General features: G+C 64.3%; 20 protein-coding genes and 2 tRNA genes. 5 read left to right on the top strand and 17 right to left on the bottom strand.

Annotated elements, in window-relative coordinates:
* The first annotated feature begins 8 nt into the window (after window positions 1-8).
* On the top strand, window positions 9-1,949 hold the full coding sequence (gene pknB, locus ACZ9BC_RS01145) for a Stk1 family PASTA domain-containing Ser/Thr kinase (protein WP_476244358.1): 1,941 nt from the start codon (window positions 9-11) through the stop codon (window positions 1,947-1,949).
* A gap of 60 nt (window positions 1,950-2,009) precedes the next feature.
* Here the strand turns inward: pknB and ACZ9BC_RS01140 are convergent, their stop codons facing one another.
* From ACZ9BC_RS01140 to ACZ9BC_RS01130, 3 genes are read right to left on the bottom strand one after another with little or no spacing between them, the layout of a single operon-like run.
* Window positions 2,010-2,651 carry an aminodeoxychorismate/anthranilate synthase component II gene (locus tag ACZ9BC_RS01140; protein ID WP_079597959.1) on the bottom strand — a complete coding sequence of 214 codons (642 nt, stop codon included), beginning with the start codon at window positions 2,649-2,651 and terminating at the stop codon, window positions 2,010-2,012.
* Complete coding sequence (locus ACZ9BC_RS01135; protein ID WP_165976935.1) at window positions 2,648-2,818, bottom strand: hypothetical protein; 171 nt, start codon at window positions 2,816-2,818, stop codon at window positions 2,648-2,650. Before ACZ9BC_RS01135 ends, ACZ9BC_RS01140 begins: the two co-directional genes overlap by 4 nt.
* Before the next feature lie 2 nt (window positions 2,819-2,820).
* Complete coding sequence (locus ACZ9BC_RS01130; protein ID WP_476244357.1) at window positions 2,821-3,606, bottom strand: class E sortase; 786 nt, start codon at window positions 3,604-3,606, stop codon at window positions 2,821-2,823.
* 174 nt (window positions 3,607-3,780) lie between these two features.
* On the opposite strand from ACZ9BC_RS01130, the gene ACZ9BC_RS01125 reads away from it, so the two are divergent.
* Both ACZ9BC_RS01125 and ACZ9BC_RS01120 read left to right on the top strand, forming a co-directional pair.
* Window positions 3,781-4,032: a cell division protein CrgA gene (locus ACZ9BC_RS01125; RefSeq protein WP_079597957.1), complete on the top strand. Its 252-nt coding sequence runs from the start codon at window positions 3,781-3,783 to the stop codon at window positions 4,030-4,032.
* A gap of 44 nt (window positions 4,033-4,076) precedes the next feature.
* The gene (locus ACZ9BC_RS01120; protein WP_476244356.1) at window positions 4,077-4,691 is read left to right on the top strand and encodes a DNA-3-methyladenine glycosylase I; all 615 of its coding nucleotides are present in this window, start codon (window positions 4,077-4,079) and stop codon (window positions 4,689-4,691) included.
* Between the two features lie 184 nt (window positions 4,692-4,875).
* On the opposite strand, the gene ACZ9BC_RS01115 is transcribed toward ACZ9BC_RS01120, so the two are convergent.
* The 3 genes from ACZ9BC_RS01115 to ACZ9BC_RS01105 all read right to left on the bottom strand — a co-directional run bounded on the left by ACZ9BC_RS01115 (window position 4,876) and on the right by ACZ9BC_RS01105 (window position 7,296).
* Window positions 4,876-5,343 (bottom strand): carboxymuconolactone decarboxylase family protein, encoded by a 468-nt coding sequence (locus ACZ9BC_RS01115; protein WP_476244355.1) that lies wholly within the window; start codon window positions 5,341-5,343, stop codon window positions 4,876-4,878.
* A gap of 519 nt (window positions 5,344-5,862) precedes the next feature.
* A complete protein-coding gene (locus ACZ9BC_RS01110) occupies window positions 5,863-6,741 on the bottom strand; it encodes a rhomboid family intramembrane serine protease (RefSeq protein WP_476244354.1) in 879 nt (292 codons plus the stop codon).
* A gap of 9 nt (window positions 6,742-6,750) precedes the next feature.
* On the bottom strand, window positions 6,751-7,296 hold the full coding sequence (locus tag ACZ9BC_RS01105; protein ID WP_079597953.1) for a peptidylprolyl isomerase: 546 nt from the start codon (window positions 7,294-7,296) through the stop codon (window positions 6,751-6,753).
* A gap of 154 nt (window positions 7,297-7,450) precedes the next feature.
* Here ACZ9BC_RS01105 and ACZ9BC_RS01100 point away from each other — a divergent pair, with 154 nt between their 5' ends.
* Both ACZ9BC_RS01100 and ACZ9BC_RS01095 read left to right on the top strand, forming a co-directional pair.
* The gene (locus tag ACZ9BC_RS01100) at window positions 7,451-8,422 is read left to right on the top strand and encodes a hypothetical protein (RefSeq protein WP_476244353.1); all 972 of its coding nucleotides are present in this window, start codon (window positions 7,451-7,453) and stop codon (window positions 8,420-8,422) included.
* 129 nt (window positions 8,423-8,551) lie between these two features.
* A complete protein-coding gene (locus ACZ9BC_RS01095; RefSeq protein ID WP_476244352.1) occupies window positions 8,552-9,427 on the top strand; it encodes a glycosyltransferase family 2 protein in 876 nt (291 codons plus the stop codon).
* Between the two features lie 56 nt (window positions 9,428-9,483).
* Here ACZ9BC_RS01095 and ACZ9BC_RS01090 read toward each other — a convergent pair whose 3' ends face one another.
* From ACZ9BC_RS01090 to dnaN, 11 genes are all read right to left on the bottom strand, one after another.
* Complete coding sequence (locus ACZ9BC_RS01090) at window positions 9,484-10,425, bottom strand: DMT family transporter (RefSeq protein WP_476244351.1); 942 nt, start codon at window positions 10,423-10,425, stop codon at window positions 9,484-9,486.
* 77 nt (window positions 10,426-10,502) lie between these two features.
* A tRNA-Ala gene (locus ACZ9BC_RS01085) sits at window positions 10,503-10,578 on the bottom strand.
* A gap of 72 nt (window positions 10,579-10,650) precedes the next feature.
* Window positions 10,651-10,767 (bottom strand): DLW-39 family protein, encoded by a 117-nt coding sequence (locus ACZ9BC_RS01080; RefSeq protein WP_217700331.1) that lies wholly within the window; start codon window positions 10,765-10,767, stop codon window positions 10,651-10,653.
* Window positions 10,768-10,837: 70 nt separating this feature from the next.
* Window positions 10,838-10,911 (bottom strand) — tRNA-Ile (locus tag ACZ9BC_RS01075).
* Between the two features lie 97 nt (window positions 10,912-11,008).
* A complete protein-coding gene (locus ACZ9BC_RS01070; RefSeq protein ID WP_476244350.1) occupies window positions 11,009-11,647 on the bottom strand; it encodes a DUF3566 domain-containing protein in 639 nt (212 codons plus the stop codon).
* On the bottom strand, window positions 11,640-14,318 hold the full coding sequence (gene gyrA, locus ACZ9BC_RS01065) for a DNA gyrase subunit A (protein WP_476244349.1): 2,679 nt from the start codon (window positions 14,316-14,318) through the stop codon (window positions 11,640-11,642). Before gyrA ends, ACZ9BC_RS01070 begins: the two co-directional genes overlap by 8 nt.
* A gap of 55 nt (window positions 14,319-14,373) precedes the next feature.
* Window positions 14,374-16,461: a DNA topoisomerase (ATP-hydrolyzing) subunit B gene (gene gyrB / locus ACZ9BC_RS01060; protein ID WP_115526027.1), complete on the bottom strand. Its 2,088-nt coding sequence runs from the start codon at window positions 16,459-16,461 to the stop codon at window positions 14,374-14,376.
* Between the two features lie 379 nt (window positions 16,462-16,840).
* Window positions 16,841-17,398, bottom strand: a complete 558-nt coding sequence (locus ACZ9BC_RS01055) for a DciA family protein (protein WP_476244348.1) — start codon at window positions 17,396-17,398, stop codon at window positions 16,841-16,843.
* The gene (gene recF, locus ACZ9BC_RS01050) at window positions 17,382-18,593 is read right to left on the bottom strand and encodes a DNA replication/repair protein RecF (RefSeq protein WP_476244347.1); all 1,212 of its coding nucleotides are present in this window, start codon (window positions 18,591-18,593) and stop codon (window positions 17,382-17,384) included. Before recF ends, ACZ9BC_RS01055 begins: the two co-directional genes overlap by 17 nt.
* A gap of 45 nt (window positions 18,594-18,638) precedes the next feature.
* Window positions 18,639-19,523, bottom strand: coding sequence for a phosphogluconate dehydrogenase (NAD(+)-dependent, decarboxylating) (gene gnd / locus ACZ9BC_RS01045; protein WP_476244346.1), 885 nt, complete (start codon window positions 19,521-19,523; stop codon window positions 18,639-18,641).
* Between the two features lie 92 nt (window positions 19,524-19,615).
* Complete coding sequence (gene dnaN, locus ACZ9BC_RS01040) at window positions 19,616-20,740, bottom strand: DNA polymerase III subunit beta (RefSeq protein WP_079597943.1); 1,125 nt, start codon at window positions 20,738-20,740, stop codon at window positions 19,616-19,618.
* Window positions 20,741-21,261 lie beyond the last annotated feature (521 nt).

Genomic DNA, 21,261 nt, shown 5'->3' with positions numbered 1-21,261 from the left:
GACGATCAGTGAACGAGTCACCGCGCACACCGTTGCACCGTGAGGACAGCCTCCCGGTGGATAACCAGCGTGTCCTGAGCGGCCGCTACGAACTGGGCGGCCTGATTGGCCGTGGCGGCATGGCGGACGTGTACCGCGGTGTGGACACCCGGTTGGGGAGGACCGTCGCCATCAAGCTGTTGCGGCCGGACCTGGCACGGGATCCCCAGTTCCAGGCGCGGTTCAAACGCGAGGCCCAGGCTGTTGCCGCCCTGAACCACTCGTCCATCGTTGCCATCTATGACACCGGCGAACACCTCGTTCCCGACGGGTCGGCGGAAAACGTCCGGGTGCCCTACATCGTGATGGAGTTCGTTGAGGGCAAGACCATCCGCGACCTCATCCGGGCGAACGACGTCACCATTGACCGGGCCATCGACTACTGCCTGGGGGTCCTCGGTGCGCTGGAATACAGCCATAAGGCGGGCATCGTCCACCGGGACATCAAACCGGCCAATGTCATGTACTGCGAGGGTACCGATTCCGTGAAGGTGATGGACTTCGGCATCGCCCGCGCCATCGCCGATTCCTCAGCCACCATGACCCAGACACAGGCAGTGGTGGGCACCGCACAGTATCTCTCGCCGGAGCAGGCGAGAGGCGAGACCGTGGACGCCCGGAGCGACCTGTACTCGGCCGCCTGCCTGCTCTACGAAATGCTGACGTCCCGGCCCCCGTTCATCGGCGACAGCCCGGTATCCGTTGCGTACCAGCACGTCCGCGAAATCCCCGCGCCTGCCAGCAGCCTGAATCCGGAAGTAACGCCGGCACTGGACACCGTGCTGGCCAAGGCCCTGCAGAAAAACCGGGATGACAGGTTCCAGGACGCTGCCGCCTTCCGGCGTGCCCTGCGGGCCGCACGGTCCGGCGTTCCGGTGCCTGCCGTGGCCGCCTCCGAGGCTCCCACCGACCCGAACGACCATGTACCGGCAGCCGCTCAGGCGACCCAGGCTTTTGCGGCCACAGGAGCCAGCTTCCTGGACGATGCGCCCACTGGCCGGCTGGCCGTCACGGCATACGAGCCCGACGGCGGACCGGCCGTTGGGATGGAGGATCCCCGGGACGCCGAACCGCTGCCCCTGGGCCTTGTTCCGGAACGTGAGCCGACCGCCCGCCAGAAGTCACGCCGTCGTGCGTGGATCGCCACCCTGGTGGTTCTTACCCTGCTGGTCCTGGCCGGAGGCGGGCTGTGGCTGTACAACACGGTAAACCGGCCCGAACCGGCACCGCCCAAGGTGCAGATTCCGGTGGTGGCCACCATGACCGAATCGGCGGCACTGCAGGAACTCTACAACGCGGACCTGAAGCCGCGGATTGTCCGCAGCCAGAACGACACCGTCCCCAAGGGCCAGGCCATCGGCACCGACCCGGCTTCCGGTGTTTCCCTGGATCCCGGTGCCGAGGTGGTACTGAATATCTCCGAGGGGCCCAGTGCGGTAAAGATCCCGGAGAGCCTGCCGGGCAAGACAGAAGCGGCAGCGCGGGATATTTTGCGGCAAAGCGGCCTGGTGGGCGCGCCGTCCACCACGACGGCCAACAGCGCCTCTGTACCTGCCGGAATCGTCATTACCACCAGCCCTGCCCCCGGGCAGATGGTGGGCGTGGGAACCAGCGTTGAACTGGTGGTGTCCACCGGAAAGGTGGCTGTCCCCGAACTGCGCGGGCGTACCCGTGAGGAGGCCGAGGCTGCCCTCAAGGAGCTGAGCCTGGTTCCCGCCGTCATCGAGGCGGAGAACGCCCAGGTGGAGCCGGGAAGGGTGATGGAGCAGAGCGACCCGGTCAACGCCGCCGTGGAGCAGGGCAAGACCGTGACCATCGTGGTGGCCAAGGCGCCGCCTCCGCCGCCGTCGCCCTCCCCGACACCAACCCCCACGCCGACGCCCTCACCCACCTCGTCCCGGAGGGGATGAGCCGGAGCGGGGCGCCCGGGGGCGTGCCAGGGTCAGTGCTGTCAGGTTGGTGCTGTCAGGTCAGTGCTGGATGAGCGGGCTCAGTTTGGCTGCCCGCGCGGCCGCGCCGGCCATGCCCAGCGACTCCAGCCAGTTGCCCAGCATCTGGTAGCCGCCCTCGGTCAGGACCGACTCCGGGTGGAACTGCACCCCGCAAAGGGGTGCGGTGCGGTGCTGGAGGCCCATGATGACGCCGGAGGCGGTTTCAGCGGTGACCTCAAGGACATCGGGAATGGACTCCCGGACAGCGGCAAGCGAGTGGTAGCGCGTGGCCGTGACGGGGGAGGGGAGCCCGGCGAAAACGCTGGTGCCGATGTGTTCAACGAGTGACGTCTTTCCGTGCATGAGCTCGGGCGCGTGTGTCACCTTGCCGCCGAATGCCTCCGCCAGCGCCTGGTGCCCCAGGCATACGCCGAACATCGGGACGCTGTTTTCGCCGCACCATTTAATCAGCTCAATGCAGACGCCGGCCTCGGCCGGGTTGCCAGGGCCGGGTGAGATCAGGACGCCGTCGCGGGTGCTGGCCAGCTCGATGGCCTCGGCCAGGGTGACGTCGTCGTTGCGGACCACGGTGGTCTCGGCGCCGAGTTCCTGGAGGTAGCCCACCAGGGTGTAGACGAAGCTGTCGTAGTTATCCACCACGAGGATCTTGGTTGTGGTCATGGCTGGCTTGCTGCACCAATCGTTGAGTCAGTGAACTGGGTGTACTCGGACATCCACGGAAAAAGGAACTGCACCATCAATACCAGTGCGACGGCGATGAGTACCAGTGAGGTGACGATCCTGAGCCACAGCGGCCCGGGAAGATGGCGGAAGATCCAGCCGTACATGCTCAGCCCTTTCCGATCGCTGCGGCCACCTGGGCTGCGATTTCCGCCGGCGGCCCGGCCGATGCGGGGCGCCAGCTGTCCAGCAGGGCGTAGGCAATGATGCGTTCTTCCGCACCGAAGCGCGGGTTGCAGCTGGTCATGGTCAGGAAGCTTTCGGTGGGGGTGACGCCCGGAAGGGTCGGCACCGGTTCCAGGACGTCGGTGCGGGAGGGCATCACGATCTGGTTGTTGCGGAACACGTAGACGTAGTAGCCGTCCTTGGTCTGGACGTAGATCTTGTCGCCGGGGACCAGGGTGTGGATATTGTCCAGCACGGCGCCGTGCGTCTGGCGGTGCCCTGCGACCGCGAAGTTGCCCACGGCGCCCGGCATCGCGGTGTTGGCGTAGTGGCCCAGGCCCAGGGTGTCAAGGACGTCACCGGTGGTTCCCTGCACGATGGGCCGGGTGTAGTTGGCGCCGAACCGGGGGATGTACATGATGCCGATTGTCCCGGCGTGGCCGGGGGCGGCCGCCACTACGGGCGACCCGAAATCCTCGACGGCGGGCGGAGCGGCAGCATCAGGGGTTTCGGAGGCTGCGCCGCCGAAGTCCTGGGCGAATTCCTTGATGACTTCACTCTGTTTGGCGCCGGATTCCACGTTGGTCCACCACAGCTGCCAGGCGACGAACAGCAGGAGGATGATGCCGGCGGTAATCAGCAGCTCACCGAGCACCTGGATGGTTCCGCGCAGAATTCCGCCGCCGGCAGCCGGCGCAGCGGCCGGCCTCACCTTCTCCTGCAATACCACGCGTTCTCCTCGGGGCGGTTCCGGTGGGCACCGGCGGCCCGTGAACTCCGGCTAGAATTGGCTGCTAGTAAGAATCCAGATTTGACCAAGATCGCGCAGACCGCTGGCAATTTCCTTCTTGCAGGATATCAAGCCCGGGACGCCGAGCTTGCCTCAGCCCGCCAAGGAGAGCCAGTGCCCGAGTCAAAGCCGCGCAAGAAGACTGCCAGCACAGCCGAGAAGGCTTCCCCCCAGGCATACAAACCAAATCCGGTGTGGTTCAAGCCCGTGATGTTTGGCCTGATGATTATTGGCCTGTTCTGGATCATCACGTTCTACATCAGCGAGGGACGTTTTCCCGTCCAGGCGTGGGAATCATGGAACATCGTGGCCGGCTTCGGCATCGCCATCGTGGGCTTCCTGATGACCACACGCTGGCGCTCCTAGACTTTTCCACACCACCCACGGGCCCATTCCGCCGGGAGATACGTATGGCAGCTGACACGTCAGGCGTGGTGGTGGGCGACGACGGCCTGGCCCGGCCGGCCTGGGCATCAGTGGATCCGCTGATGCGGGACTACTACGACCATGAATGGGGCCTTCCGGTCACGGACGAACGTGGCCTGTACGAACGTATTTGCCTGGAAGGCTTCCAGTCGGGGCTTTCCTGGGCCACCATCCTGCGCAAGCGTCCGGCGTTCCGTGCCGCCTTCGCGGACTTTAATCCCGATGCCGTGGCGTTGTTTACCGACGCTGACGTGGAACGCCTCCTGCAGGACTCCGGCATCGTGCGGAACAGACTGAAGATCCTGGCCGCCATCAGGAACGCCCGGGCCACTCTCGCCCTGCGGCAAGAGGGCGGCCTGGTGGACTTCGTCTGGAAATTCCAGCCTGCAGAGACTCCACAGCCGCTGGTACACACCGATATCCCCACCCAGTCCGAGGAGTCCGTAGCTCTCTCCAAAGCCCTCCGCAAAAAGGGCTTCTCCTTCGTTGGGCCAACCACGATGTTCGCCTTGATGGAAGCCATCGGGATGGTGGACACACATCTGGTGGACAGCCACCGGAGGGGTTCGTCAGGGGTTTGGACCGCGTCTACCAGGTAGCGGGGTTCTCCCCAGCTGTTGGGAAAGTTATCCACACTGTTGAAAACCTGCGGATAACCATGCGCAGCCCGGACCGAGCGCCAGAACTGGGGCCAACTTCCGAATCACACCCCCGAAATGCAGTTATTAACAGTGTGGAATACCTGTGGATAAACAATCGCGGCACCGAAGAGCCGCTCCACGGTTAACGCTCCCGGCGCACAGGATGGTGGCTGGTGATGGAGATGCGGTTGAAGGCGTTCATGCTGGCAGCCGCCCAGCTCACTACCGAGAATTCCTCTTCGGTCAGGTAGTCACGGGCAAAACCCTCCTCCTGCTCACGCAGCCGGTCCGAGGGGAGCTCGGTGATGCTTTCGACCAGCGCCAGTGCGGCGCGTTCCTTCTCCGTGAACAGCGCTGTGTCCCGCCACGCGGGAAGCACGGCCAGCCGCTGCGAAGTTTCACCCGCCTTGAGCGCGTCCCTCACGTGGAGGTCCAGGCAGTAGGCGCAGCCGTTGATCTGGGAAATCCGCACGTTGAGGAGTTCCAGGGTTTTCGCGTCGATGCCGGCGTCCTGGGCGGCTTCCTTGATTTTGAGTGCCAGCCCGTTAATGGCCCGCCAGAGGGCAGGATGCTGCTTGTCGAGGAAGATGTGCTTGGTGGTGGCGGTCAAGGTTTCCTCCTGGAAGCCGGCGGCAGGATAAGAGCATCAGAAGCTTATCCACTTACCAACATCCCGATACCCACAAGTTATCCACAACTGTGGAAACAGCTGGGGGAAAATTCGGCGTCCGAGGCCTGCACGTTGCCATCCGCCGGGATTCTCAATACGGAATGACACCGGCGGAACTTATTAACAGTGTGTATAAGGCTGTTGATTCACACCCTGTCGCGGCACGGCGGGCACGGAAAAGCCACCGCTGAGCGCGACTTTTCCACAGTTCGGCGCAGCAGGGGCATTTTGTCCACTTACGCACATGCCTATCCCCAAGAGTTATCCACAGATGTGGAGAAAGACAGGCTCCAATCGGGGAAAAACCCGGCAACGCGGCGCGAAAGTTGCTGGTTCTTATGAATCACAGGCGTGTAAGTTACCAACACTGTGGATAACGGCTGTGGAAAACAAAAAAACCCGGCGCCGTGAGCGCCGGGGTTTTGTGATGGAAACTGTCCATGTGGGGGTTCGCGGGTATTACATGGAGACGCGGGCCCATACCGCCACTGCGAGCAGGACCAGTACCGCCACCAGGCCTGCGGCCTGGATAAGCCCCTGGCGGCGTCCGCGGGGTGTGTAGGCAAGCACTGCCGCACAGAGCCCGCCCGTAATGAGGCCTCCCAGATGCGCCTGCCAGGCGATTTGGGGGATCAGGAAGCCGATGACGCCGTTAATCGCGATCAGCACCCACAGCTGGCGGGTGTCACCCCCGCGGTGCCGCTGGACCAGCAGCAGGGCGCCGAAGAGCCCGAAAATGGCGCCGGAAGCACCCACCACTCCATACAGCGGCAGGCCCGGCTGATACAGGGGAGTGAGCAGGAGATAGCCCACAGAGCCGCCGATCGCGGAAATCAGGTAGAGCGCCAGGAACCGGGCCCGCCCCAGCAGCGGTTCAAGGGCCTGGCCAAACGCCCAGAGCATATACATGTTGAGCGCGATGTGGAGGATGAACCCCTGGGAGTGCAGGAATGCGGCCGTGAGCATCCGCCATGGCTCAAACTGCCCGTAACGCGGCTCGGCATAGATATTCGCAAAGCCCAGGCTCTGGTAGACAGCGTCGTTGGGGATCAGCCACTGCAGGACATAAAGCACCGCGCAGACGGCGATGATCCCAAACGTCACCATAGGTTTGCCGGTGGCCACGGCGCCGCCGTAGACGGTCCGTACCTCCGGCGTCGTACGCCTTGTTTCGTTGACGCAGTCAACGCATTGGAATCCGACGGCGGCCGCCCGCTGGCAGTCGGGGCACGCGGGGCGCCCGCACCGCTGGCAGCGCACATACGATGGCCGGTCCGGGTGCCGGGGGCACACCGGGACCTGGGCGGACGGCTCAGCCGACGGAATTCCGTAACTCATGGTGCGGTATTACAGCTGTTCGATGTCGATGCTGTTAATGGTGACGTCCTCCACCGGGCGGTCGCCCATGCCGGTGCGGACACCCTCGATTGCGTCAACAACCTTCTTGGATTCGTCGTCCGCCACCTCGCCGAAGATGCTGTGCTTGCCCTGGAGCCAGTCGGTGGGGATGGTGGTGATGAAGAACTGCGAGCCGTTGGTGCCCTTGCCCATCTGGATGCCGGCGTTGGCCATGGCCAGCTTGTACGGCTGGTTGAAGCTGAGCTCAGGGTGGATCTCGTCGTCGAACCGGTAACCAGGGCCACCCGTTCCGCGGCCCAGCGGATCGCCGGCCTGGATCATGAAGTCCTTGATGATGCGGTGGAAGATGGTTCCGTTGTACAGCGGGGTGCCGGTCTTGTCCTCGCCGGTTTCGGGGTGGGTCCACGCCTGCTCGCCGGTGGCGAGGCCGATGAAGTTCTTGACGGTCTTGGGCGCGTGGTTCCCGAAGAGGTTAACCCTGATGTCGCCGAGGCTCGTGTGGATGGTTGCTTTTGCAGTTGCGATGGCAGTCATAGGGCCCATTCTTCCACGCCGTCCAAGGGCCGGTGCGGCCTCGGCAACAGTTCCGCGCTGGGTGAAATCTGCCCAAAATCCGCCGTGTGAATAGCCGGTGATGACCAAGCCACGTAGGCTAACCACAAACCGTCACATTAATCGGGAGGTAGTTGTGAAGAAATCGGATCGTATTGCCCGTGACCTTGAGCTGTCAGTCATCGGCGCAGTGGAGAATGCCAAGGATTGGGCGGGCCCCCGAGTGGAAGCAGCTGTAGACTGGGCTGTTCCTCGCCTCCAGCACAGCCTGGACACCGCATCTCCCAAGATCCAGGAGGGCCTGAAGTCGGCGGCACACAACCTGGCGGACGGCGTGGCCACCGTGACTCCCCGGATCCAGGACGGCCTGGCGCAGCTCGCCCCCAGGATCAATGACGCCGTGGAAGGCGCCTCCCCGCGTCTGCATGAAGCGCTGGACAAGGCCACCCCGGTGGTCCTGAACGCCCGCGACCGCGTCGTCGTGGAGTACCTGCCCCGGCTGTCGGACCAGATCGGCCACGCTTCCGAGGCCGTACACCGCACCCTGGAGAACACCCCCGCCCGCGTTGACGCCGTCGCGCAGAAGCTTGGTGACGTGGGGATTGTCCACATCATCCAGGAGCAGGCCCAGGCCACGGGCAGCCAGCTGAAGGCGGCCGCCACCGGAGCCGGACGTAGCGTCGGCATCCAGCTGGCACAGCCGGAGCCGCCCAAGAAGCAGCGCGGCTGGCTGGTCTTTGGCGTCATCGCCGCGGCGGTCGCTGCTGGAGTTGCGGCCTGGAAGGCCTCCAAGCCGGTCGAGGACCCCTGGAAGACCCCGTCGCCGGTCACGTCCACTCCGGCTCCGGTCCCTGCCACCACTGTCAATGACGTCAAGGAAACCACCCTGGACGCGTCGGACAAGGCGGCGGACGCCACCGCGTCCTTCGCAGCCGCCGGTGCGGACAAGACCTCCGGGGCTGCCGACGCCGCCAAGGAAAAGGCCGAGGACGCTGCCGACAAGGCCAAGCACGTGGCTGAGGACGTTTCCGACAGCACTGCCACGGTTGCCGCCGACGCCAAGACGGCCACCAGGAGCAACGCAGACAAGGGCAGCACCCAGGCCTAGTCAACGCATTCACCGGAAGGGGTCCCGTTGCACGGGGCCCCTTCTGGCGTCTCCGGGACTCCTGCTCTTCATCCGATGTCCTGCTTCCCCTTCCAGGCAGGACTGCCGCGCGGTGCTAGATTTGAGGTGATGTCAGCCGATCAATCCCTTGGGGATGCCTTGAACGACGCAGCCGAGCTGCCCCGTGTGTCCATCGTTATCCCGGCGTACAACGAGGAGAGCGTCATCCGGCAGTGCCTTATAGCTGCCATCTATCAGTCCGTCCCTGCCCACGAAATCATCGTGGTGGACAACCTTTCCAAAGACCGCACAGCTGAGATCGTGCGGCAAATGCAGCTCGAGTATCCGGAAAGCCCCCTTATCCTGCTGAGCCAGGACCGGGAACAGGGACTGATTCCCACCCGCAACTTCGGCCTGGATAACGCAACGGGTGACGTCCTGGGCCGCATCGATGCTGATTCGGTGCTGGAGCCCGACTGGGTGGAGCAGGTGCAGCGGGCGTTCCTCGATTCCTCGGTCCAGGCAGCCACCGGCCCGGTGGTCTACTACGACATGCCGATGCGCCGCTTCGGGCTCAAGGCCGATGACAAGATGCGCCAGCTGATGCTGAAGCTGGCCAAGCACCAGTACCACTTCCTGTTCGGGTCGAACATGGCCTTGCGCGCCTCCGCCTGGGCAACCATCCGGGCTGAAACCTGCCGCGATGAGCGGGACGAGATGCACGAGGACATAGATTTGTCCCTGCACCTGGCCGACCACGAACTCAAGATCCAGTACTGCCCGCAGATGGTCTCCGGGATGTCCGCTCGGCGGCTGGAGGACTCACCCCGGGACTACCGCTACTACGTGACGCGGTTCGACCGCACCTACAAGGCGCACAACGTCAAGAAGATGGCGCTGAAGGCTCCCATGGTGGTCTTCTTCTCGGTGTATTTCCCGGCCAAGATCCTGCGGGCCATCCACACCGTCAACACAGCACAGCCGGTCCGCCGCGGCGGCCAGTAGCCGCCCCTCTGCCAAGGCCGAACCTGGTCCTTCCGCGGGCTGCTGGTCGGTCCTAGCTAGTCGGTGCCCAGCTCCGCCAAGGGACGGTCCGACGGCGGTTCGTCCCCGGGTGCGCTGTCCCGCCGGCCTGCCCTCCCGGGCTTCTGTCCGAGGACGACGACGGCGAGTCCCGCCAGGATGAGGCCGAGCCCCGCATAGGTGCCGGCGGGAAGCGTCTCCCCGAGGAACACGGCCGCGAGCAGGGCGGCGCCCGGAATCTCTAGGAGGATGATCATCGAGACCAGGAGCGGGCTCATGGTGGCCAGCAGGTGGTTGAAAGCAGTGTGGCCCACCAGTTGCGCGCACACGGTGATGGCAAGGATTCCCAGCCAGCCTGCCGCCTCGAAGCCCGCCAGCGGCTGGCCTGCCAGTACTGCCATCAGTGCCACCAAGGCGGCGCACATCCCGTAGCAAAGCGTCGTGTACGTTCCCGTGGTCATGCTTTGCCGCGCCTTGCCTCCTGCCAGGGTGTACAGGCCGGCAAGCGCTCCGCCGGCCACGGCCAGGAGATCACCCAGCAGGGCGTCCGGGGACGAGCCCATGTCGAACCCCGTGATGGCCACGACGCCCGCGAAGGCGATGCTGAGCCCCGCCAATACCTGCCAGCGGTGGCGGATGCCGCGGAACAGCTGGAAGACGGCAATCCAGGCTGACTGCAGGCAGACCAGCGCGGTGGCCGCGGCAACAGACGTCAGTTGCAGCGAGGTGATGAAGCAGGCGAAGTGGAGGGCAAGTGCGACGGCGGCCAGCAGCGACCAGCGGAACTCTCGGCGGGTGACCCTGCCGAACTGGCCAGGCTCACGGACAAGGGTGGGGGTAGCCATGACGGCCGCTCCGATGGCATTCCGCCAGAAGGCGATGGCCAGGGCACTGACGCTGGTGGCACCCAGGGTGGCCGCAATCAGCGGGCCGGAAGAGGCAACACCCAGGACACCCAGGGCCGCGAGTAAGAGGTTCACTGTCCAACCCTAATGTCGGTACCTGCCGGGCAAAACAAAAGTCCCGGCCAGCGTTTCCGCTGACCGGGACTTTCCTATGGTGGAGGCACGGGGACTCGAACCCCGAACCCCCTGCTTGCAAAGCAGGTGCGCTACCAATTGCGCCATGCCCCCATAAGAAGCAACCCGTCAATCATACCCTAGAACCGGGGAGCCTTTGACCAGCTCCCGGACCGGGCGTCCAGGCTAGTCCACCGTATCGGTTGACTTGCTCCAGACATCTTTCCGGGCTTCGGATTCCTGTGCTTTTCGGTAGACAAGGACGCCTGCGATTGCAGCTGCAAGTACCAGCAACTTCTTCACATGCTCCCCGTTCCGGCCCGGCTGCGGGTTACCCCGAACCAAACCTCCACTTGAACCTGCACAGGTTCCGTGGGCGTACCAGGACTTGAACCTGGGACCTCTTCGTTATCAGCGAAGCGCTCTAACCGCCTGAGCTATACGCCCCGATGCCTCATCGGGCCGAGACATGACTTTACAGCACATCCCGGCCCGATCTCAAATCGGGCCTTTCCGCCGGCCGGAAGCCGGCGGAAACGGGGTCCTAATCGTCGGTGAGGGTAACGCCGATGCCGCCTACAAGGGTGGCGGAGATGTTGTACAGCACGGCCGACAGCATGGACAGCGCCGTCAGGAGGACCACGTTCACCACGGCGATGATGGTGGCGAATGAAGCCACCTGACCAAGGGATGCGACCTTCTTAAGTTCGAAGCCGCCGCCCTCGGAGCCGGCCAGCGTGCCGAGCAGGCTGTCCACCTGGTCGAAGATGCCGGTGAGGTCAAGGACGGTCCACAGGACGATGGCAGCCACCACTGTGACGATTCCCAAAGCCACGGACAGCAGGAACGCCATTTTCAGGACGGACCAGGGGTCCACCCTGCTGACCAACAGCTTGGCACGGCGGACTTTTGCCTTTGGCGCCGGCTTGACCAGGCCCGGCGTTCCCTGCCCGGGAGCCGCAGCGGCGGGACGGGGCCCCTGCGCCGGCCGCTGTCCGGGCTGGCCCTGCGGGCCCTGGACGGGACGCTGGCCGGGGACGGCCGGACGCTGGCCCGGAGCACCGGCGGGCGCTGGCGGCCGCTGCTGCGGACGAACGGGGGCGTTCACGCGGGGCGCCGCCGAGGGTCGGTTTCCGTCGGGAACAGTGCTGTTCGGCTTGGGAAATGAGTCGGAATTACTCACTCGTTACCTCCGTGTTGTCTTCGTTCGGCTCAGCGTCGCCCGAGGCGTCCTCTGACTCAACGGCCGGTGATTCTTCTGCCATTGCTGGCGCGGCGGATTCCCCGGGGGTCCCGCCATCTTCAGCCAACGTTACGTCATCCTCCAGCGATTCCTCGCCCTCAAGACCCCGTTCGCTGTTCCGTGCCACTTCGATGATTCGGTCGTTCTTGTCCGGCTTGGCAAAGATGACGCCCATGGTGTCGCGGCCCTTGGCGGGCACGCCGGCCACTGAGGACCGCACCACCTTGCCGCCTTCCATGACCACCAGCACTTCATCTTCCTCCTGGACGATGAGCGCCCCCACCAGGTCGCCGCGTTCCTCGGCAAGCTTGGCCACCTTGATGCCCAGGCCGCCGCGGCCCTGGAGCCGGTATTCCTCCACTGCCGTGCGCTTGGCGTAGCCGCCCTCGGTCACGATGAACACGTAGGAACCGTCCGTGACCACATTGGCGGCGAGCAGCTCGTCGTCTTCGCGGAATTTCATGCCGGTGACGCCGGACGTGGCCCGGCCCATGGGCCGGAGCGCGTCCTCGGTGGCAGTGAAACGGATGGACTGGCCCTTGCGGGACACCAGCAGCAGATCGTCTGTTTCGGACACCAGCTGCGCCGAGACCAGTTCGTCGCCGTCGCGGAGGTTGATGGCGATCACGCCGGCGGAACGGTTGGTGTCGTAATCCTCCAGGCGCGTCTTCTTGACCAGGCCGCGCTTGGTGGCGAGGACCAGGTACGGTGCCTGCTGGTAGTCCTTCAAATCCAGGACCTGGGCAATGTGTTCGTCGGGCTGGAACGCCATCAGGTTGGCCACATGCTGGCCCTTGGCGTCCCGGCCGGCTTCCATCAGCTCATAGGCCTTGGCGCGGTACACGCGGCCAAGGTTGGTGAAGAACAGGAGCCAGTGGTGGGTGGTGGTGACGAAGAAGTGTTCCACCACATCGTCCCCGCGGAGCTGGGCACCCTTGATGCCCTTGCCGCCGCGCTGCTGTGAGCGGTAGTTGTCGCTCCGCGTGCGCTTGACGTAGCCGCCGCGGGTGATGGTGACCACCATCTCCTCTTCGGGGATGAGGTCTTCCATGGACATGTCGCCGTCGTAGCCCATGAGGATCCTGGTGCGCCGGTCATCGCCGTGCTTGTCCACGATCTCGCCGAGTTCGGTGCTGATGATCTCACGCTGCCGCTGCTCCGAGCCCAGGATCGCGTTGTACTCGGCGATCAGTTCCTCGAGTTCGGCGTGCCGGTCCTGGATCTTCTGGCGTTCCAGGGCGGCGAGGCGGCGCAGCTGCATGTCCAGGATGGCCCGGGCCTGCAGTTCGTCGATGTCCAGGAGCTCCATGAGTCCGTCGCGTGCTGCTTCGGTGGTGTTCGACGCGCGGATGAGGGCGATGACCTCGTCCAGCATGTCCAGGGCCTTGAGCAGCGCCCGAAGGATATGCGCTTCTTCTTCCGCCTTGCGCAGGCGGTAGCGGGTGCGCCGGGCAATGACGTCCATCTGGTGCGTCACCCAGTGGCGGATGAAGGCATCCAGGCTCAGGGTGCGGGGCACTCCGTCAACAATGGCCAGCATGTTGGCGGAGAAGTTGCTCTGCAGTTCGGTGTGCTTGTAGAGGTTGTTCAGGACAACCTTGGGCACGGCGTCGCGCTTGAGGACGATGACCAGCCGCTGGCCGGTGCGGCCCGACGTTTCATCGCGAAGGTCGGCGATGCCCTGGATCTTGCCGTCCTTGACCAGTTCGGCGATCTTGATGGCCAGGTTGTCCGGATTGGCCTGGTACGGAAGCTCGGTAACCACCAGGCAGGTGCGGCCCTGCAGTTCCTCAACGTTGACCACCGCACGCATGGTGACGGAACCTCGGCCGGTACGGTAGGCGTCCTCGATGCCCTTGTGGCCCAGGATGGTGGCGCCGGTGGGGAAGTCGGGGCCCTTGACCCGCAGCAGGAGTTCTTCGAGCAGTTCCTCGCGGCTGGCGCCGGGGTTGGCCAGGTACCACTGAACCCCGTCTGCCACTTCGCGGAGGTTGTGGGGCGGGATGTTGGTGGCCATGCCGACGGCGATGCCGGAGGACCCGTTGACCAGCAGGTTGGGGAACCGGGCCGGAAGGATGGTGGGTTCCTGGTTCTTGCCGTCGTAGTTGTCCTGGAAGTCGACGGTTTCCTCGTCGATGTCCCGGACCATCTCCATGGCCAGCGGCGCCATCTTGGTTTCGGTGTAACGCGGCGCGGCAGCGCCGTCGTTGCCGGGGGAACCGAAGTTTCCCTGGCCGAGTGCCAGCGGGTAGCGCATGGTCCAGTCCTGGATCAGGCGGACCAGGGCATCGTAGATCGCAGTGTCGCCGTGGGGGTGGTACTGGCCCATGACTTCGCCCACCACGCGGGCGCACTTGTTGAAGGAACGGTCGGGGCGGTAGCCGCCGTCGAACATTGCGTAGAGAACGCGCCGGTGGACGGGCTTGAGGCCGTCGCGGACGTCGGGGAGGGCACGGCCCACGATGACGGCCATGGCGTAGTCCAGGTAGGACCGCTGCATTTCCGTCTGCAGGTCCACCTGCTCCACACGGTCAATCAGCACGTCGCCTTCAAGAACGGTGTCCGGAGTCCCGGCGTCTGATGCCGGAGTCTCGGGTGTTTCGTCGCTCATTTATTTATTTCCGTTTCAGGTATATGTCAGATTCTGAATATTTAGGAGCGGCGCTCTAGATATCCAGGAACCGGACGTCCTTGGCGTTCTGCTGGATGAAGTTGCGGCGTGATTCCACGTCTTCGCCCATGAGGACAGAGAAAATCTGGTCAGCGGCGAGGGCGTCGTCCATGGTGACCTGCAGCAGCGTCCGGTTGTCCGGGTCCATGGTGGTGTCCCACAGCTCGGTGTAGTCCATCTCGCCCAGGCCCTTGTAGCGCTGGATGCCGTTGTCCTTGGGAATCCTGCGGCCCGCGGCCTGGCCGGCCACCAGCTTGGCGTCGCGTTCCCGGTCGCTGTAGACGTAGTCGTGGGCCGCGTTGGACCACTTGATCCGGTACAGCGGGGGCTGCGCCAGGTAGACGTAGCCGTTTTCGATGAGGGGCCGCATGTAGCGGAACAGCAGGGTCATCAGAAGGGTGGTGATGTGCTGGCCGTCCACGTCGGCATCGGCCATCAGGACGATCTTGTGGTACCGCAGCTTCGAAAGGTCGAAGTCTTCGCCGATGCCCGTACCGAACGCGGTGATCATGGACTGGACCTCGGCATTGCCCAGGGCCTTGTCCAGGCGTGCGCGCTCCACGTTCAGGATCTTGCCGCGGAGGGGCAGGATGGCCTGCGTTTCCGGGTTGCGGCCGCGCTTGGCGGATCCGCCTGCGGAGTCACCCTCCACGATGTAGACCTCGCACTTCTCCGGGTCCTTCGAGGAGCAGTCGGAGAGCTTGCCGGGCATGCCGAAGGATTCCAGGGGGCTCTTCCGGCGTGCGTTGTCCCGTGCCTTTCGGGCCGCCATGCGCGCCTGGGCTGCGGAAATTGCCTTACGGATGACATCACGGGCCGGGCCCGGGTTGCGTTCCAGCCAGTCGCCGAGTCCGTCAGTGACCACACGCTGGACGAAGCCCTTGACCTCGGAATTGCCGAGCTTGGTCTTCGTCTGGCCTTCGAACTGGGGCTCGGACAGCTTGACGGAGATGACGGCGGTGAGGCCCTCACGGATGTCGTCACCGGTGAGGTTGTCGTCTTTTTCCTTGATGATCCCCTTTTCCCGCGCATAGCGGTTGATCAGGGAGGTCATGGCAGCGCGGAAGCCCTCTTCGTGGGTTCCGCCCTCGTGGGTGTTGATGGTGTTGGCGTAGGTGTGGACGCTCTCGGAGTAGGCGTTGGTCCACTGCATCGCCATTTCCAGGGCGATCCGGCGTTCCTTGTCCTCGGTTTCGAAGGCGATGACGTCCTCATGGACAACGTCCACCTTCTTGCCGGAGTTCAGGTGCTTGACGTAGTCCAGGAGGCCTTCGTCGTACTGGTACACCACGGTGCGGTGCTCGGCGCTGACCTCGCCTTCGGTGGCGATGGCGTCCAGGTCCAGGTCGGCGTCGGCTTCATCCTTGGCGGGTGCGCGTTCGTCCGTCAGGGTGATGCGCAGGCCCTTGTTGAGGAAGGCCATCTGCTGGAACCGCGCGCGGAGGGTCTCAAAATCGAACTCGGTGGTTTCGAAGATTGCCGGATCCGGGTAGAAGGTCTGGGTGGTGCCGGTGCGGTCGGTCTCTTCACCCTTGACCAGGCTGCCCTGCGGCTTGCCGCCGTCAGCGAAGGACATGCGCCAGACGTGGCCCTGGCGGCGGACCTCGGTGTCCACGCGGCTGGACAGCGCGTTGACCACCGAGATGCCCACACCGTGCAGGCCACCGGAAACCGCGTAGCCCGCGCCGCCGAACTTGCCGCCGGCGTGCAGGATGGTCATGACCACTTCGACGGTGGGCTTGTGCTCTGTGGGGTGCATGTCCACGGGGATGCCGCGGCCGTCGTCCACGACTTTGACGCCGCCGTCGGCCTGCAGGACGATCTCGATGTGGGTGCAGTACCCGGCCAGGGCCTCATCGACGGAGTTGTCCACCACTTCGTACACCAGGTGGTGGAGCCCGCGCGGCCCGGTGGAACCGATGTACATGCCCGGCCGCTTCCGGACGGCTTCCAGGCCTTCAAGGACAGTGATGTCGCTGGCGCCGTACTCGCGCGGCTTCGCGGATTCCGCCGGGGTGTCAGGGGTACGGGCATCCTCGACTGCGGGTTCAACTGCCAGAATATCTGTATTGTCGTTAGCCACAGGCGCTGTCGACTCCTCTGTTCTCGATGATGGCCGGCCGGTTTCCCTTCCGTCCGGAAAAGTCACCCGCCAACAGGCACAAACTTATGGCGCCGGTGACTTGCTGACGGTTGGGGGCCCGCACTCCGCGTGCCGGATGCGCACGGAGAACGGACTCAGTCAACGTTTCACCCGCGCCCAGTTATCTGCAACGATTCTACCGCGAAACAGGCCATAACCCCGCATTCCAGGGGCGTGGACAGGCGGCAACGTGGCCGTGTGAGGCCGTTGACCGCGCCTAGGGCGCCCCAGGAGGACGGCCTCCGGGTGCCTATACACCCTCCGGCCCTTTCAGCGCTCTACACGCCGTTGGGGGTATTTTCAAGAGTCGGCAGCGAAGCTAGCCGTAGGTATCCCGGGGGCCGCGGCCGTTGACGGTTCGGCCGCCCTTGCGCCAGCTCGGGGCTGAGGGGCCGAGCACCTGGATGCTGGTGACCACTCCGTCGCCGAGTTCCACCCTGAATTTCTCGAGCAGGCTGGCACTCAGCAGGCGGAGCTGGGTTGCCCATGCGGTTGAATCGCAGCGGACGTGGAGCGTGGTGGCCGTAAAGCTTTCGGGGGTGCAGTGGGCCGAGATTTCCGGTCCCACCAGGGTGGCCCATTCGGCCATGACGGAGCCGACGGCCACGGGTGACGTCCAGCCGCGTTCGGCTACAAGCCGGCCCACCACTTTGCCCAGCCCCAGCGGGTCGCGGCCGGTGGCGTGGAACTGGCTGAAGCCGCGGGTGTCCCGGATTCCGTTTTTGCCTTTTGCGGACCCCGGGCGCACTGCCTTCCTGCGGATTTCACCGCGGGCAGCGGCGGCCTCCCGCATTCTGTTCAGTGCGGCCTGCGGGGCATCAATGTTGTCGGGATCGCGGCCGGGCTGCAGCCCGCCGTCTTCACTGTCCCTGACCATCAATTCCTCCCGGGATGACTTTCACCCGCCGTCCGGACAGCTCTTCCGGGATATCGGCGTCGACGGCGGCGGTCACCAGGACCTGTTCCGCGCCGGAGACTATAGCGGCCAGTTTACGCCGGCGCTGCACATCCAGTTCGGCAAAAACGTCGTCGAGGATCAGGATGGGGGCGGAACCGCCCGTGCGGGCGTCGTCGAGCATCACGTAGTAGGAAGCGAGCCGAAGGGACAGGCACATGGACCAGGTTTCACCGTGCGAGGCATAGCCTTTCGCCGGCGCCTGTCCCAGGACAAGTTCCAGGTCATCGCGGTGCGGGCCCACCAGCGAAATACCGCGTTCCACCTCCTTTTTCCGCGATTCGGCGAAGGCCCGGACGTAGCGTTCGGTGAGGTCTTCCACGGACAGCGCGCGCAGGTCGTCCGGTTCGACGGCGGTGCCTGGCACTGCCGTGCGTGGCCCACCTGGCAGCGGCGCGCCGTCGTCGTCCATCTGGTTCTGCAGCGTGGAGCGGTAGGTGGCGTCAGCGGATTTGGACCCGTCCGTCAGTTCGGCATAGGCGCGGGCCAGGTGCGGGCGCAGGCGTTCCACCAGTTCGAGGCGCGCGTGGAGCAGTTCGGCCCCCGCTTTAGCCATGTGTTGGTCCCACACGTCCAGGGTTGCCTCGTGTCCGGAGGTGAATTTTCCGCCCCGTGCTGATTTGAGCAGGGCGTTGCGTTGTTTCAGTACCCTGTCGTAGTCGCTGCGGGTGGCAGCGTGGTGCGGGATGAGGCTGGCGAGCAGTTCGTCCAGGAACCGCCGGCGGTTGGAAGGATCGCCTTTGACCAACGCCAGGTCCTCCGGAGCGAAGAGGACGGTCTGGCAAATGCCCAGCAGATCGCGGGCACGTACCGGATTGCTGCGGTTGATGCGGCCGCGGTTGGCCCGCCCGGCGTTGATTTCCAGTTCCAGGACCGTGGTTTGCCCGCCGCGGACAAGCCGTGCCCTGACGAGTGCGCGGTCGGTACCGAACCGCAGGAGGGGTCCGTCCGAACTGACGCGGTGGGAACTCAGCGTGGCAAGGTAGCCGATGGCTTCCATCAGGTTGGTTTTGCCGATGCCGTTGTATCCCACCAGGACGGTGACGCCCGGCTCGAAGGCAAGGTCAACCTGGGCGTAGCTGCGGAAATCGGTCAGGGAAAGGTGTTCCAGATACACGCGGGTTTCGACAATTCTGGGGACAGCAGCTGTCCCCGGTGGATGCTACTTGGCCGGACGGGTTGCGTGTCCGCCGAACTGGTGCCGGAGGGCAGACACCATTTTCATGGCAGGGGAACTGTCTTCACGGGACTCGAACCTGGCGAACAGTGCGGCCGTGATGGCCGGGGCGGGGATGGCGTTGGCGATGGCCTCTTCCACCGTCCATCTGCCTTCACCGGAATCCTCTACGTAGTCATCGATGTTCTGCAGCCCCGGATCCTCTTCCAGTGCCTTGACGAGAAGGTCAAGGAGCCATGAACGGACCACGGTGCCTTTTTGCCAGGCGCGGAAGGTGCCCGGCAGGTCATTGATGATGTCCTTGGACGCGAGCAGCTGGTAGCCCTCCGCGTAGGCCTGCATCAGGCCGTATTCGATTCCGTTGTGGACCATTTTGGCGTAGTGGCCTGCACCGATGCCGCCTACATGCACAAAGCTGTCCTCGCGTTCACCTTCGGGACGCAGTGCATCGAACACCGGCAGTGCCCGCTCGATGTCTGCGGCGTCCCCGCCGGCCATCAGGCCATAGCCGTTCTGCAGGCCCCAAACACCTCCGGAAACTCCGCAGTCAACGAACCGGATGCCTTTGGCAGCCAAGAGTTCGCCATGCTTCTGGTCCTCCGTGAAGCGGGAGTTGCCGCCGTCGACCACCAGGTCACCCTCGTCAAGCTTCTCCGCCAGTTCCGTGATGACGGCATCGGTGACCGCGCCGGCCGGAACCATCACCCAGACCAGCCGGGGCGCCGGGATGGCGGCGAGGATTTCATCCACCGAGGCGGCGTCGGTGACGTCCGGGTTGCGGTCATAACCCGTGACGTCGATGCCGCCCTTGCGCAGCCGTTCGCGCATGTTGAATCCCATTTTGCCAAGGCCGATCAGTCCAATGTGCATGGGGAACTCTTTTCTGCGCTAGGGATGGGAGGTTGCCCAACTGGGTAGCAGTAACTGTCGTTTTGGGCCTCCAAAACGACAGTTGGCGCTACTTAGTTGGGGAGGCGGACGGGCATCACCAGGTAACGGTAGTCATCCTGGTCCTCGCCGTCGGCGTCTGCCTGGGCGGTGATCATTGCGGGCTTGGGAGCCGAGGTGAAGGAGAACCGGACGAACTTGGTTTCGATGACGCTCAGGCCTTCCACCAGATAGTGCGGGTTGAAGGCCACCGTGATGTCCTCACCGGAAAGCTGGGCTTCAAGTTCCTCTGATGCCTGGGCATCTTCACCGGTACCGGCGTCCAGGTTCAACTGCCCCTCGGTGAAGGCAAGCCGGACCGGGGTGTTGCGTTCAGCCACGAGCGACACACGGCGGACAGCCTCCACCAGTTCTTGGGTCTGCACCGTGGCGTGGATGGGGGTGGATTCCGGGAAGAGCGAGCGGATCTTCGGGTAGTCGCCGTCAACCAGCAGGGACGTGGTGGTGCGTCCGCCGCTTTCGAAGCCGATCAGGCGGCTGTCGTCGTCGGAGAGGGCAAGGTTGATATCTCCGCTGTTGCCCAACGTCTTTGCTACTTCGTTCAGGGTTTTTGCCTTGACCAGGGCGCTGGTGGAGATGCCGGGGGTCACTGGCTTCCACGGAACCTCACGCATGGCGAGGCGGTAGCGGTCGGTGGCGAGAAGGGTGATCAGGTCGTCTTCGATTTCCATCCGGACACCGGTCAGGATGGGCAGGGTGTCGTCCTTGCTGGCAGCGATGATCACCTGGGAAACAGCCTGGGCGAAGGAGTCCCCGGGCACGGTTCCGCTGATGGCCGGCAATGCCGGCAGCGGCGGGTATTCGGCTTCAGGCATTGTGGCCAGGTGGAAGCTGCTGCGGCGGCAGGTGAGAGTTACCTTGTTGCCGTCGGTTTCGACGTCGACAGGAGCCGACGGGAGGCTGCGGCAGATATCGGCCAGCAGGCGTCCGGACACCAGGATGGTGCCTTCGTCCCTGATGTCGGCTGCGATTTCCAGCCGGGCTGAGGTTTCGTAGTCGAAGCTCGAGAGGCTGACTGTTCCGGCTTCAGCCTTCAAAAGCAGCCCGGAAAGAACGGGCACAGGCGGCCGCGGAGACAAGGACCGGGCTGTCCAGGTGACGGCTTCTGCCAGGACGTCCCGATCGACTCTGAACTTCACGGAAGGGTGCCGCCTTTCATTGCTGCTGCCATGTGGACTGGAAACTCCCGTGGGGGAATCCCAAAAAGTGGTACCCCACACCCGAAACGTGCATGGTCCCTGCTGATGGAAACCACGCAGGAACCCGGGGATGGGAGCGCTGCTGACAGCTTAGCCGGAAGATCCGGGATTAACCCATCCCCCGGGTTCGTCCTGGGGAAGGCCGGGGCCGCCCGGCCCGACCCTCGTGGGGTGCGGATCGATCTTGTTGTTTGAGGGATTTCAATTTTTTGGGATTAGTAGTGTTAATAACTGCTGTGGAAACTGTGGATAACCTCGTCCAGCCCCGCGTTCCGGCGGTTAAGCCCTGTTCATGGACTGTGGGCGCAGCAGGTTTTAAACAGGGTGTGGATGGGGATAAGAATTTTGGCGATTTTGCCGATCCACAGGCGGATTAAGGGTTTTAAGCCCATTAACCGCGGTTGTCCCCTTAACTATCCACAGGCTTATCCACATGCACCTGTTAATAAGGTATAGGCGGG

This window comes from Pseudarthrobacter sp. TE3704, from assembly GCF_056279405.1.
Note: the sequence above shows the minus strand (reverse complement) of the source record. Positions and strands in the feature narration are given on the sequence as shown.

What these genes read in the sequence shown, in the direction of transcription:
- ACZ9BC_RS01095 (WP_476244352.1), top strand. Translation starts at nt 8,552, where the DNA reads ATGTCAGCCGATCAATCCCTTGGGGATGCCTTGAACGACGCAGCCGAG.
- ACZ9BC_RS01120 (WP_476244356.1), top strand. Translation starts at nt 4,077, where the DNA reads ATGGCAGCTGACACGTCAGGCGTGGTGGTGGGCGACGACGGCCTGGCC.
- gyrA (WP_476244349.1), bottom strand. Translation starts at nt 14,318, where the DNA reads ATGAGCGACGAAACACCCGAGACTCCGGCATCAGACGCCGGGACTCCG.
- ACZ9BC_RS01110 (WP_476244354.1), bottom strand. Translation starts at nt 6,741, where the DNA reads ATGAGTTACGGAATTCCGTCGGCTGAGCCGTCCGCCCAGGTCCCGGTG.
- gnd (WP_476244346.1), bottom strand. Translation starts at nt 19,523, where the DNA reads ATGCACATTGGACTGATCGGCCTTGGCAAAATGGGATTCAACATGCGC.
- ACZ9BC_RS01140 (WP_079597959.1), bottom strand. Translation starts at nt 2,651, where the DNA reads ATGACCACAACCAAGATCCTCGTGGTGGATAACTACGACAGCTTCGTC.
- ACZ9BC_RS01055 (WP_476244348.1), bottom strand. Translation starts at nt 17,398, where the DNA reads ATGGTCAGGGACAGTGAAGACGGCGGGCTGCAGCCCGGCCGCGATCCC.
- ACZ9BC_RS01135 (WP_165976935.1), bottom strand. Translation starts at nt 2,818, where the DNA reads ATGTACGGCTGGATCTTCCGCCATCTTCCCGGGCCGCTGTGGCTCAGG.
- ACZ9BC_RS01105 (WP_079597953.1), bottom strand. Translation starts at nt 7,296, where the DNA reads ATGACTGCCATCGCAACTGCAAAAGCAACCATCCACACGAGCCTCGGC.